This window comes from Sphingomonas sp. Root720 (assembly GCF_001428605.1).
Classification (GTDB): Bacteria; Pseudomonadota; Alphaproteobacteria; order Sphingomonadales; family Sphingomonadaceae; genus Rhizorhabdus.
Genome location: NZ_LMID01000001.1, coordinates 1,221,701 through 1,234,636 on the forward strand (window position 1 = coordinate 1,221,701; position 12,936 = coordinate 1,234,636).

The 12,936-nt window shown below is 62.0% G+C and carries 11 protein-coding genes; 4 read left to right on the top strand and 7 right to left on the bottom strand.

Annotated elements, in window-relative coordinates:
- Positions 1 to 29 precede the first annotated feature (29 nt).
- Positions 30 to 449 carry a homoprotocatechuate degradation operon regulator HpaR gene (gene hpaR, locus ASE22_RS05645; RefSeq protein ID WP_235536487.1) on the top strand — a complete coding sequence of 140 codons (420 nt, stop codon included), beginning with the start codon at positions 30 to 32 and terminating at the stop codon, positions 447 to 449.
- Between the two features lie 14 nt (positions 450 to 463).
- Here hpaR and hpaE read toward each other — a convergent pair whose 3' ends face one another.
- Positions 464 to 1,966, bottom strand: coding sequence for a 5-carboxymethyl-2-hydroxymuconate semialdehyde dehydrogenase (hpaE, locus tag ASE22_RS05650; protein ID WP_056355973.1), 1,503 nt, complete (start codon positions 1,964 to 1,966; stop codon positions 464 to 466).
- A gap of 113 nt (positions 1,967 to 2,079) precedes the next feature.
- Between hpaE and ASE22_RS05655 the strand changes: the two genes are divergently transcribed.
- Positions 2,080 to 4,362, top strand: coding sequence for a molybdopterin-containing oxidoreductase family protein (locus tag ASE22_RS05655; protein WP_082545655.1), 2,283 nt, complete (start codon positions 2,080 to 2,082; stop codon positions 4,360 to 4,362).
- Here the strand turns inward: ASE22_RS05655 and ASE22_RS05660 are convergent.
- Positions 4,295 to 5,650, bottom strand: coding sequence for an MFS transporter (locus tag ASE22_RS05660; protein ID WP_056355977.1), 1,356 nt, complete (start codon positions 5,648 to 5,650; stop codon positions 4,295 to 4,297). The two genes, ASE22_RS05655 and ASE22_RS05660, sit on opposite strands and share 68 nt — an antisense overlap.
- Positions 5,647 to 6,474, bottom strand: a complete 828-nt coding sequence (locus ASE22_RS05665) for a helix-turn-helix transcriptional regulator (protein ID WP_056355979.1) — start codon at positions 6,472 to 6,474, stop codon at positions 5,647 to 5,649. Before ASE22_RS05665 ends, ASE22_RS05660 begins: the two co-directional genes overlap by 4 nt.
- Positions 6,475 to 6,584: 110 nt before the next feature.
- Here ASE22_RS05665 and ASE22_RS05670 point away from each other — a divergent pair, with 110 nt between their 5' ends.
- Entirely contained in the window at positions 6,585 to 7,388 is an 804-nt protein-coding gene (locus ASE22_RS05670; protein WP_082545654.1) for an inositol monophosphatase family protein, read from the top strand.
- 14 nt (positions 7,389 to 7,402) lie between these two features.
- Here ASE22_RS05670 and ASE22_RS05675 read toward each other — a convergent pair whose 3' ends face one another.
- Both ASE22_RS05675 and ASE22_RS05680 read right to left on the bottom strand, forming a co-directional pair.
- Positions 7,403 to 8,665, bottom strand: a complete 1,263-nt coding sequence (locus ASE22_RS05675; protein WP_056355982.1) for an MFS transporter — start codon at positions 8,663 to 8,665, stop codon at positions 7,403 to 7,405.
- A gap of 24 nt (positions 8,666 to 8,689) precedes the next feature.
- On the bottom strand, positions 8,690 to 10,696 hold the full coding sequence (locus ASE22_RS05680) for an oxidoreductase (protein ID WP_156397316.1): 2,007 nt from the start codon (positions 10,694 to 10,696) through the stop codon (positions 8,690 to 8,692).
- 151 nt (positions 10,697 to 10,847) lie between these two features.
- Here ASE22_RS05680 and ASE22_RS05685 point away from each other — a divergent pair, with 151 nt between their 5' ends.
- Positions 10,848 to 11,498, top strand: coding sequence for an isochorismatase family protein (locus ASE22_RS05685; protein WP_056355985.1), 651 nt, complete (start codon positions 10,848 to 10,850; stop codon positions 11,496 to 11,498).
- Between the two features lie 11 nt (positions 11,499 to 11,509).
- Here ASE22_RS05685 and ASE22_RS05690 read toward each other — a convergent pair whose 3' ends face one another.
- Both ASE22_RS05690 and ASE22_RS05695 read right to left on the bottom strand, forming a co-directional pair.
- The gene (locus ASE22_RS05690) at positions 11,510 to 12,028 is read right to left on the bottom strand and encodes a nuclear transport factor 2 family protein (protein ID WP_056355987.1); all 519 of its coding nucleotides are present in this window, start codon (positions 12,026 to 12,028) and stop codon (positions 11,510 to 11,512) included.
- Between the two features lie 14 nt (positions 12,029 to 12,042).
- A complete protein-coding gene (locus tag ASE22_RS05695; protein ID WP_056355989.1) occupies positions 12,043 to 12,936 on the bottom strand; it encodes a TauD/TfdA dioxygenase family protein in 894 nt (297 codons plus the stop codon).

Consider the following 12,936-nt stretch of genomic DNA (forward strand, 5'->3'; position numbering starts at 1 on the left):
CACGCCGCCTTCCGCCCTACCGCGACTCCTTGGCCGGCACATTGCTCGCGGCGCGGGAGGCGGTGATGAGCCCAATTCGCCCCTATCTGCGCGAGGCTGGAGTGACCGAGCAACAGTGGCGCGTCCTGCGCGTCTTAGCCGACGGTGGCGAACTCGATCTCTCTTCGCTCGCGGAGGCCGCCCTGCTGCATCCGCCGAGCGTAACCCGCATCCTCAAGGATCTTGTCGACCGCCGGCTGATCCGGCGCGACAGCGATCAGACCGACGGCAGACGATCGCTCGTCAGGCTCACCGATGCGGGGCGGGCACTGATGGACCATACGGCCGCCTTCACGTCACGCCTGGTGGACCGCAACCGATCCGCCTTCGGCGCCGATCGCCTGGCCAATCTTCAGCGCGAGCTGAAGGAGCTGACGAGCGCGCTCCGAAAGGCGCACACTTCGGACTGAACACGCGGCGGGTCTCAGACACCCAGCCGCTGGATATTATGCGAGCCATAAGCGAGCGCGACGTTCTTGGTCTCCATGTAGAAGTCGAAGCTCCAGTCGCCGCCATCGCGTCCGATGCCGGATGCCTTGACTCCCCCGAAGGGCGTCGGCAAGTGACGGACATTGTCGCTGTTCACCCAGATCATGCCCGCCTGGAGCGCATTCGACATGCGCAGCGCGCGCGCCATGTCTCCGGTCCACAAATAGCCGGCCAGTCCATAGTCCACGTCATTGGCCTTGGCGATCGCGTCAGCCTCGTCGTCGAAGGGGATCGCTGTCAGAATCGGGCCGAAAATCTCCTCGCGCGCGATCCGCATGGACTGCTCGGCCTGGGCGAACAATGTCGGCTGGAAGAAATAGCCGCCGCCCCCGACGGGCGAGCCGCCAGCCGCTATCGAAGCGCCATCGGCCCGCGCGACGTCCATGTAGCTTGCGACCTTCGCTAGGTGCCGAGGGTGGATAAGAGGCCCGACCTCGGTCGTCGGATCGAAGGGATCGCCCACTTTCAAGCGGTTCACACGTTCGACCGCCCTCGCCACGAAGCTATCATAGATCGACCGCTGGACAAGCAGACGCGACGAGGAGGTGCAACGCTGACCATTGAGCGAGTAGATCATGAAGATAACGGCATCGAGCGCCCGTTCGAGATCGGCATCGTCAAAGACGATCACCGGGTTTTTTCCGCCCAGCTCAAAATGAACCCGCTTCAGCGTATCGGCACCTTGCTTCATGATCGCCGAGCCGGTCTTGGATTCGCCGACGAAAGCGATGGCCTTGATATCGGGGTGCTCGGTTAGCCGCTTGCCGGTCGTTTCTCCGAGCCCATTGATCGCGTTGAAAACGCCCGCCGGGAGGCCCGCCTCATGCGCGATCTCTATCAGCAGGCGAGCCGAATAAGGTGACCATTCGGCCGGTTTATGGACGACCGTGCAGCCGGCCGCCAAGGCCGGAGCGATCTTCCAGGTCGAGAGCATGAAGGGTGTGTTCCACGGCGTGATCACCGCCACCGGCCCGATCGGCTGACGCAATGTGTAATTGAAGTGATCGGCCGACGGCAGCGCCTGTCCATCTGCAGCAGCCGGCGCCCGATCCGCAAAAAACCGAAAATTATCAGCGCCCCGGATCGCGGCCTTCGACATGAAGCGCCAGCATTGCCCGGCGTCAAGGCACTCGACCGCGGCGATCTCTTCGGCGCGGGCGACGATCAAATCGGCGATGCGATGAAGCACCTGCTTGCGCTGCTCGCCGCTGGTCGCGGACCAGGCCGGAAATGCGACCTTGGCCGCCGCCACCGCGGCATCAAGCTCGGTCTCGGTGGCATCGCGAGCCTGCCCGATCACCTCGCCGGTACCCGGCTCGAGCACGTCAAATTTGGTGCCCGCCCCGTCGACGGACTGGCCGCCGACGAAATGGCCAAGCGGCCGTGCCCGAAATGGAGCTAGGGTCGAAAGAGCGGCGTCACGGCGCGTTTGGGTCACATCTGATCTCCTCGATTGCCCTATATTACTTATCGTGTTAAGTTTTCAAGCGTGAATCGGCCGGGGCTCGAACGGGCGATGGTTTGGGCAAGCAAAGCACTGAAGGGAATGTCATGTCGCAAACCCACCACACCATGTGCCGCATCTGCTCGGCGCATTGCGCACTTGTGGTGGAATGCAAGGATGACGGCCGCATCACCGTGCACGGCGACAAAGACAATGCGATCTATGGAGGCTTCACCTGCATCAAGGGGCGCGAGATCGGAGCGATCCAGTCGCTCCCCTCACGGCTGCTCCGCTCGCAGCGGCGGGGCGAGGGCGGGGAATGGGTTGCGACCGACTGGCGACAGGCTTGTGCGGAGATAGGTCGCAGGCTGAACGGCATCCTCGCCGACCACGGACCGCGCTCTGTCGCGACCTACCTTGGAACCTACGCTTATTTCACGATGACCGGGTTCGCAGCCGGGGTCGCGTTTACCGAAGCGCTGCACAGCCCGATGATGTTCCACAGCGGCACGATCGATCAACCTGGTAAGGTGATCGCCGCCGCGCTGCATGGCCCTTGGCTAGCAGGTACGCCGCCCAGTGATAGTTGGGACACAATCCTGTTCATGGGAACCAATCCGCTGATCACGATGAACGGCGGCCTGGGCCCCAATCCGTCACGCAAGATGCTCGAGCTCAAGCGCCGCGGCGTGAAGGTCATCGTCGCTGATCCAAGACGAACCGAAACGGCGAAACATGCCGACCTTTTTCTGCAGAGCCGGCCCGGCACCGATGCCGAACTGCTCGCCGGCCTGATCCATGTCTTGATCGCGGATCAACGGATCGATGGGGAATTCCTGGCGGCGGAGACGGTCGGCCTCGACCGGCTGACACAGGCTGTCGCACCATTCACGCCGGAGCGGGCCGCAGCGATCGCGGGAATAGCCGTGGAGGAGCTGATCGAAGCCGCGCACATTCTCGGCGAGGGCCGGTCAGGTATCGCCATGGGCGGAACCGGTCTGAATATGAGCGGCCAGAGTTCATTGGCGGAATATCTCATCATGACGCTTGCAACATTGCGCGGTTGGCGCCTTCGCGCCGGCGCGGTGCGGAACAACCCGGGCGTTTTGATCCAGCCTTTCCCGCCCCTGGCAGCGTCGCCCGGACCGTTCCCCGCTCGCGGAATCGGCGAGGAAATGCGGGTTCGCGGGCTCAGCGAGTCGGCCGCAGGCTTGCCGACGGCAGCGCTTATCGACGAGATTCTGACGCCCGGTCCGGGCCAAGTGCGCGCCCTCGTGGTGGTGGGCGGGAATCCGCTTGCGGCGTTTCCCAACCAAAGCCGCGCTCTGGAAGCGATGAAGGCGCTCGATCTTCTAGTGTGCATCGATCCGAAGATTTCAGCGACCGGGCGCCATGCTGATTACCTGCTGGCACCCAAGATGCAGCTCGAAGTGCAAGGCAGCACGGCGATCTACGAATGGTTTGGCGCCATGATGGGTTCGGGCTTTGGCTATGAGCGACCTTATGCGCAGCTAAGCCCGGCGGTCGTCGAGCCGCCTGCCTCGGCCGACCTCGCCGAGGACTGGCAATTTCTCCATGAGATATTACGCAGCATGGGACGGAGCATGTCAGTCAAACCGATGGCGATACTCGACCCGGCCGCAGCAGCCGAAGCTGCCACAGCCCTTCCCATGGACAGTCAGCCGACCAGCGATGATCTGTGGCGAGCGATCCTTAAGGGCTCCCCCGTTCCTTATGATGAGCTTGTGCGGCAACCACAGGGCCGCATCTATGATATGCCCGAAGTTCGGATCCAACCGCGTCCCGAAGGCTGGCCCGGACGCATGGATATCGGCGCGGTCGCGATGATGGAGCAGCTGGCAATACTGGCGACGGGTGATTCGCCTGTCGACCTAGGCTTCCCGTGGCGATTGATCAGTCGCCGGCTGCAGGACGTGATCAATTCGAACTGGCACGACAATTCGAAGCAGCAGCGCCGCTGGCGGTACAATCCCGCTTTCCTCCACCCCGATGATCTGACCGCCTTGGCAGCAACGCCCGGTGATCTCATTCGGATAAGCTCCAGCGCGGGAGCCATCACCGGGGTGGTGCAGCAAGATCTCGACGTCAAACCCGGCTGCATCTCGATGAGTCATTGCTGGGGTGGATTGCCTGGTGACGTAGAGGATCCCTGGCTCACCGGAGGCAGCACCAGCAGGCTGGTCACACATGACGTCGAATTCGACGAATTTTCCGGTATACCGCGCATGAGCGGCATACCGGTTCGCCTTGAGGTCATCGCACGGCTCAAAGGACGAGCAGATGACGACCGCTCAGCTATGATCAGCCTGCACGATCCCCAACTTGGCTACGATTGTAAACCGTTCCCAGGACGATCAGGCACAACATGACGCCGGAGGCGCAGGCCAGCTCGAACATGAAAACGCCTTTGATGAACAGCGCCGATGATAGAAACAGCCCTCCGGCGATCGGTCCGATAACGCCTCCGATCTTGGAGATGGACAAGGCCCAGCCGGTGCCGCTCGCACGGACATCGGTCGCATAAAAAATGCCAGCGATGCTGTTGATGCCATGATGCGCGCCACCGACCAGCAGGAAGATCAGCATATAGGAGACGAGGAAAGCGACCCTCGTCAGATCGGCCAGGATCAAGGCCGCCAGCACCAGCGTGCCGAGCGCCGGCAACGCCGCCAGCGCCAACGGGCCAATGCGGTCTATGACACGGGCAATAGCAAAGCCCCCAAGTGACGCCAAAATGGAGCCGGCCGAGGCGATCCAAGCCGCATCCGTTCGGGTGAAATCGACGCTCTCCATCATGATGGGAGTCCAATTGCTGATGAGGAAGGCCATCGCGGAACTGCAGATATAGGCCAGCCAGAGCGCCGGCGTGATGATCCGGAGCGGACCGGTGAACAGCCTGGCCAGGGGATTGCGTTGCCGCTGAGGCGCGGCCTCTTCTTCGATGACGAACACGGCATCCTTCGACACCGAGGGATCAATGCGCGAAGCGATCTTGGCAATCCGCTCGTCATTCGAGCGGTTCTTGGTCAGGAACCGCACCGATTCCGGTAAGATGAACCAGAGGATCGCGAGCGCGACGATCGTCGCCACACCACCGGCCAGGAAGACCGCGCGCCAGCCATGGTCCGGCGCCAGCCATACGGTTGCAGGACCTGCGAAGCTTCCGCCGAGCGTGTAGCCGAACATGATCACAGTGATGATCGTCGACCGCAGCCGCTTGGGCGCGAACTCGATGTTGAGCGTCCAGATCAGCGGGAGCGCTCCCCCCACGGCCACGCCGGTCAAGAACCGCAGCGCGAAGATCAGATGATAGTCATGCGAGAAGCCGACGCAAAGCGTCGTGACGCCGAAGGCCGCCACGGCGAACAATATAACCGGCCGCCGCCCCCAACGGTCACCGAGGAAGCCAAACAGGATGCCGCCTATGGCGGATCCGGCAAGGCCAACCGAGAAGAGATTGCCCAGCATGATCTTCGTCAGACCCATATCCTTCGCCAGATATGGCGCAGCAAAGCTGATCGCGCTGAGGTCGAAGCCGTCAAAGAAGGTAACCAGCCATGACGCGATGATCAGCCACCACAGGAATGGTCCCACACGCTGGGCCTCGATCAATTTTCCAATGTCGACCGATTCGGCGGTGTTGCTCTGCGTGTTCATGGTCGATCGTCCCTTGCTGCGATTTTCTTTCCGCCGCGAAGCAATTTCGCTTGGCGTCGATATTCCGCTGGCGTCATTCGATAGGATCGCTTGAACGCGGCGATGAAGCTGCTCAGCCCATCATAGCCAAGGTCATAGGTGACATCGGTCACGCTCACTCCTTCGCGCAGCATCTTCGCCGCTTGCATCATCCGGCTCGCAATCTGCCATTGCGCGACGGACATGCCGGTATCGGCTCGAAACCGGCGCGAGAGACTCCGCTCGGATGTCCCCAACCGCCCCGCCCAATCTGACAGCCGCTGCTTGCTGGCCGGCTCGGCGACAGCCAAGGCCGCTGCAGCGAACAGGCGGCCATCGCGGGGCATCGGCAACCGCAGTTCGTCTGCCTCCGCCATTTCCAGTTCATCGACCAGGACGTCCACCAATCGCCGGTCGCGAAGCGACAGGCTGTGGTCTGAGCGCCAATGCACCATGCGACGGAGCAGCACCTCCATGACATCGGTCGGCTGGAACATTGTCGGCGATGCTGGCAACCTGGCGCCCAACTCCGCGCCGAGATGGACGTTCACGCCGGACGCGTCGCCGATAGGCTTGGCGGCATGGCTCCGATCCGGCGGAATCCATGCGATGCGGCCGCAAGGCATCAGCCAGCTCATATCGTCCAGTTCGATCGCCAACAGCCCTTGCGACAATATCACCAACTGTCCTTCGGGATGACGGTGGCGCGCCTTACCGGTCACGTCGGTCGAGGTCGGCGACACACTCCAGATCTGCGTCCCGGCAAGGCGCGGCTCGATCATCGAGCGCATGAGCGGTGCCGCCATCACGCCTTGGCCTTCTCAGCCGACAATGGCCGGATTTCCCTGCTTTTTGTCGCGAGCCAGACAGCAACGCGGCTGCCGCACTGATAGGTAGCGGCAAAAGGAGTTTCTGAATGTCTATGCAGATGAAAATTGACCCGGCACTGTGCGCATCCTCGTTGCAAATCGTCACCGATCGGATCGCCGCCAACCCCTATCGCTTCGATGCCGACGCCGATCTCAGAGCCATCGTCGGCGAGCTTCGGCGCATCAGCGCCGACGCCACGGCCTTGCTGAAGAAACTGCTGGCGCAAAGCTATCCGACGATCGGCTGGGGTGAAACCGAGATGGTGGACGCCGACCGGACAGGGCGCGATCAACGACGCTATTGGCTGTTCGACCCGATCGACGGCGCCTATCATTATGTCCAGGGCTTGCCGCTCTGGTCCGCCTCGCTGGCCCTGATCGAAGACGGAAAACCGATCTTCGGCGCGGTCTATGACCCGCGCTTGCGCGAAATGTTCCTCTGGAGCGAAGGATGCCCCACCACACTCAACGGCCATCCTGTTTCGGTCTCGAGCAAGACGACGCTGCCGACCGCCGTGATCGGGACCTCGCTCGCGCCCGTGGCGCAGATCGGCAGCGAGGTTCTCGGCAACACCGCCGCGTTGATCACCCGCATTGCCGGCCACTGCTTCATCGTGCGGCAAATGGCTGCGTCGTCGCTCCAGCTCGCTTATGTCGCCGCCGGTCGCCTGGATGCCTATGTCGAACCGGGGAATGATCATGACGACTGGATCGCAGGCGTTGCCCTGGTCGCAGGCGCGGGAGGATCGGTGACCGCATTCGATGGCGAAGCCTTTGGCTTCGATCGAAGCGGCATTGTCGCGGCGAGCAAGGCCCTCGCGGCGCCCCTGATCGATCTTATCCGAGATTGATCGCGTCGAGCCACCTATTTGGCGGCCACTGGCGACGGTGGCCGCTGTTCAGGGTAGCGACCGAGCAGAAGCACACTCGAGCCAAGGAGCAATATGCCCCAGCCGGTCCACCAGAGGATCGTAGAATAGCTACCGGTCTGATCATAGGCATACCCCATGAGCGTTGGCCCGCCGCCAGCGACGATCATGAACAGACCAAATAGGAGCCCGTAGATGACGCCATAGTTGCGCAGGCCGAGATAACGGACCACGAGAAAGGCGAGCAGGTCGATCTCCACACCGGCGCTCAGCCCCAGAAGGATGGCGGCGGTTGCGGCCTGCCAGGGCTGCATCACGGGGAGCGACAGCAGCAGACATCCGATCATCGACAACACGACGACTACGAATGCCACGAGGGGTGCCCAGATCTGATCGATGATGTAGCCCCCGAAGATGCGGCCTATGATCATCGAGGCGCCAATCAGAGCCGTGATAACGGGGATTAGCTCATGCGGGACCTTGGCGTGACGGAAGATGTTCTCCAGATTGGGAAAAGCGGCACCGCCGAACGCCACCGGCACAAACGCCAGGACAAGAATCCAAAAGGTGCGGCCTCGGAGTATCTGACCGAGCCGAAGCCCCTCGTCACTCTGGTGCCGCTCGCCGGCATTCCGGGTCAAGGAGGACGCGCCCACGATCGTGCGCGGCGTACCCAACAGGACAAGCGGCATAGCAATGAGGATCGGTAGCGCACCGAACATGACCACCGTAGTTCGCCAGCCGAACGCATCGATCAGCGGCTGGCCAGTAAGCTTCAGAAAGATCACGCAAAAGCCGGTACCGGAAAGGGCGATGCCAAGCGCGAGGCCGCGTCGAGCGGCAAAAGTGCCGGCGATCGCGCGGGTGAAAGTGACCGCAGTTGCCCCTACGCCGCTCAGCGCGATCAGCACCCAAGTCAACCAATATTGCAGCTGCGAGCCCGTTGAAAGGGCGAGGCCCATATAACTTAGACCGAAGGTTACCAGCGCGATCGATCCGATCCTGCGGGGACCATAGCGGTCGACTGCAACGCCGACGAGGGGGGCCAATGGCAGGAAAGCCACCACCACCACCATCAAGCCGCTCAGCACGAAGGAGAAGGACCAGCCGAATTCCTTGACGAGCTCGGGCGCCAACAGACCGATCGAATAGGAGGCAAGAGTCGGGGCGCCAAACATCAATCCAGCAAAGGCCGCCATGACGACCTTCCATCCCGTGCGAAACTCGGCAAAGCCGCCATCTACATCATTACTGGTCATCTCGGTCGCTCCCTCCCGCTGCGATCAGATCGTGCAACCGAGCATGTGCGCTTCGCGCATCGCCGGGATCGTATAGCCCGGGCCCTTTGCATCACCGATCAGCCGCACATCTGCACATATTTTGCCAAGCTGCGTTGCCAGCTCCCTCCGCGGCACGCGTGGCGTGGCGTAGGTGAAGAGCTGGACATCCTCGATAATGCCCTCGCGACCAGTCATGATGTTTCGGTAGACGAACACTCCGTCCTCGAAACGGCTCGCTGGGGATGGCTCCGCCCAGCTGATCACCTCGATCCCGCGCCCGAGGATACGGCTATAGACCGCCTGCTTGATAACCGTTGCCTGGTCGCGCGCTGCGCTCTCGACCGGCGTGACGATCACCACGCGATCGAACATGTCCGCCAGCAGTTCGGCGCCGGCATAGGTCATATCGGTGCCGTCCATATCATATATCACCGCCGTGCCCTGCATATGAGCCTTACGGCCCACCAACTCGCGCAGCAGTTGAGCCATATCCAATATGTAGCCTTCGTCACGAAGCTCGGCAGGCAGCTGCTCCGGCCAGAGAAACTGGCCCCCCGTCGCGAGTATGACGCTGTCCGGCCGGCAGGCCGCGATGTCATCGGCCGTGGCGTGATGCGACAGCTTGAGGTCAACCCCCGCACGCTCCGCGGCCATGATCTGATAGTCGAAGATCGAGCTCACCGCCTCGCAGCCCGGTAGTTGTGAAAAGAGCCGCACGCGACCACCCAGTTCCGCGGACGCGTTGAAGAGTGTGACCTCATGGCCGCGAGCTGCCGCGATCCACGCGGCCTCAAGCCCGGAGATGCCGCCACCGACAACGACGATCCTCTTCGGCTGCTCGACCTTGGCCGGCCACCAGTCGACCTCGTCCTCGAGGCCGATTCGAGGATTGTTGTCGCAATAGCTTGGCTGACCCATCAGCGTGGATGCCCAGCAATTGTTGCAGGAGACACATTTGCGGATGTCGCCATCCCTGTCCTGCAGGGCTTTGCGCCCCCAAGCGGGGTCGGCAAGCAACGTCCGCCCGAGCATGACGAAATCGGCTTTGCCCTGGCTCAACAGGGTTTCCGCCTGAACGGGCTCCACGATGCGGCCCGTGCAAGCGACGGGTACGCCATTACAATGGCGTTTCATCAAGCCCGTCTGGTCCACATAAGGCCCGCGCGGGCCGTGCATGTCCGGCAAATGCTTGTGCAGAGTCCAAGATTGGGAGCCCTGGACGAAATTGACATAGTCGTAGATGCCCGTGGCCGTAGCGTGAGCGGCAATTTCGGCCGCCTCGTTCCAGCCGATACCGCCTGGGAGGCCATCATCGCCCGGCAGTCGGACACCGATCAGGAAATCCGGGCCACAGCACGATCGAAGCGCCCGACCCAGCTCATCAAGCAGGCGCATGCGGTTTTCGAACGAACCGCCATAAGCGTCATCCCGACGGTTAGACCAAGTCGACATGAACTGATGAAAGATATGTCCGTGACCGGCCGAAATTTCGACACCGGCGTAGCCGCATCGCCGAAGGCGTTCTGCCGATTCCGCCATGTCGCCCACCATATGGCGGATTTCGTCAACCGACAGCGCCTGCGGCATAGTCCAGCTGAGATCGTCTGGCAGCATGCTGGGCGCGACGGCACGAAACCGGCGAACAGCGCGAATATCTCCCCTGCCCTGCTCCGAAAGCTGCGCGAGCAGAACGCTCCCCTCGTCCTCAATTGCCGCAGCGAGCCTCCGAAAGCCGTCCAAGTCGCGCTGGCCGTGGACTTGCGCCTGGGCGAGCGCGCCTGTCGAAAATCGCCACATGGCATAGGGTTCGGAAACCAGCAGGGCGGCGCCGCCCCGCGCCCGGTTGACGAGGAAATTGAGATAGGCGCGGCTGATCTCTCCCCGCTCCATCAGACCGGTATAAACGGCACCGAACGCGATCCTGTTGCGCAGGAGGCGCGATCCCAACTGCAACCCCGAAAAAAGATGGGGGTAGGGAGCGCCGGATATCTCCGCGTGACTATTCAGCACGACCAACCTTCCTGCGGCACGCCCATCCGGCGTCAGCTCGTGCTTTGGCCAAGACGTCCGCCCATTTCATTCCCTCGATCAAGGTATATCGTCGCCGGGCGACGGCATGATACCCGGCCACCCAATGTTTCGCCAAAGCAGGGGCCCCGCCATGCAGAATCTCACCCTCGACTATCAGCAAGCCGGCTTTGGCCTGCATGTCGGCTTCGGCGCCCGGCCCGCGCTCATCCTGATCGATTTCGTGAAGGCCTATTTTGCCAAGGCCTCGCCGCTTTATGCCCCCGACGCGGTGGACGGCATGCAGGCCGCGCTCGAAGCCTCGCTGCGTCTGCGCACGCTTGCCCACAAGGCAGGGTTGCCCGTCTTCCTGACCCAGGTCGTGATCAGTCCAAGCGACCTGAAGTCGCACCTCATGTATCGCAAGAGCAAGGGGCTCGCCCTTTTCGAGCAGGGAAGCCAGTTCGCGGAATTTGCGGATGGCCTCACCCCCGATCCGCGTGATCATTTGATCACCAAACTCTATCCGAGCGCCTTTTTCGGTACGGCGCTTTCGTCGCTTCTGGTCGCGGACAAGGTGGACAGCCTGATCATCACCGGCCTCAGCACCAGCGGCTGTGTGCGGGCGACCTGCAACGACAGCATCAGCTATGGCTTTGCACCGTCTGTTGTTCATGACGGCGTGGCCGACCGCGACGATCGACCGCATCAGGCCAATTTGTTCGATATGGGCGCGAAATATGCGGACATCGTTTCCGAGGACGATGTAGCGCGCCATTTTGAGAAGATCCCCGCCGCCAGCTGAGGCGCCACGGTTCAGGGTGCCTTTCTGTTCTGAGGCGAGGCCTGCCGCTCATGCTCCACGAAGCTGTGCTTCTGGTGCTGTGGCAACGCAGCAATGCGCCCAAAGGGGTCGTCCATATAGCGAACATGAAGCAGGATCGACGCGATCTTCCATCTCCCCGACAGCCGAGATAGTCCGGTGTCGAACACCGCTCCCGCGTGCCAATGATCCCCATTGTCCCAGCTATGGCGGGCGAGAACATGATATCGGGCGGTAGCGACGTCGCCATCGATCCTGATCTGCATATTGCCATAGAGGTGGTGGACGCGCCCAAGATCGGGGCGCATTCGTTTCCATTGCGCAATCCAGGCCGCGGCCGAAGCAAAGGTTTCGGCGAAACCGTAATCCACCGCGAGGTCCTCGGCGAAAATCTCCGCCAGGCTGTCGAGGAGATGCTCGCCTTCATAGGTGGATCGATCGGTGAGATCGCAATATCGGTGTATCACGTCCTCGATTTCGGCCCGATCCTGAAGATGCTTGAGATCGTACATATCGCCCCCCGCCCTCACGCGGCGGCTGGCAGCAGGCCGGACGCATCGACGGTTGTGCTGCGGCGCATCTCCCGCTTCTCGGTAAAATCGAAGCGGCGACCCCGGTGAAGCGTGGCGCGGTTGTCCCAGATCACGAGATCATCCACCGTCCATTTGTGGCGATATACAAATTCGCGCTGGGTGGCGTGCTCGAGCAGATCCTGTAGCAGCATCCGGCCTTCCGGCACGGTCATCCCCAAGACGCGGCACGCGTGCGCGCCAATGAACAGCAGCTTCCGACCCGAACCCGGATGGCTTCGCACAATCGGCCAGTGGACGCGCGGGATGGCGTCCTTTTGGGCCTGGGTCCAATTGTCGGCGCCGAGAATCTCCCGGGAATGAAGCGCAAAATGCTCCCCAACCAGCTCGACCAGTTCGGCCTTCATATCCTCATCGAGCGCATCATAGGCCGCCCGCATATCGGCAAATTCGGTATCCCCACCTTTCCTCGCTACCGTTTGCGCTGAAAGCATCGAATAGGCAGCAGGCGGGCTTTGGAAGGAGCTGTCGCTATGCCACAGCTGGTTGGCAATGTTGTTGACGATCTTCGGATCCGTGCGTTGGACCGGGCGTCCGTCGGCATCCACGTTCGAGATGTCGATGAGAATGTCATTCTTCAGGCGTTCCTTGGGGGCGGCTTGGCCGGCCTTGGAGACTCGCTTGAGACCGATATCCAGCGGGCCGAAACGCTCGGCGAAAGCGATCTGCTGCTCCTCGGTCAAAGGCTGGCCGCGAAAGACCACGACCGCGTAGCGGTCGATGGCCTTCACGATGCCTTCGATCACTGCATCGTCGAGCTTCTCGCGCAGATCGACACCCGACAGTTCCGCGACGAAGCCCGGCGACAACGGAGCAATCGACAAAGTCAT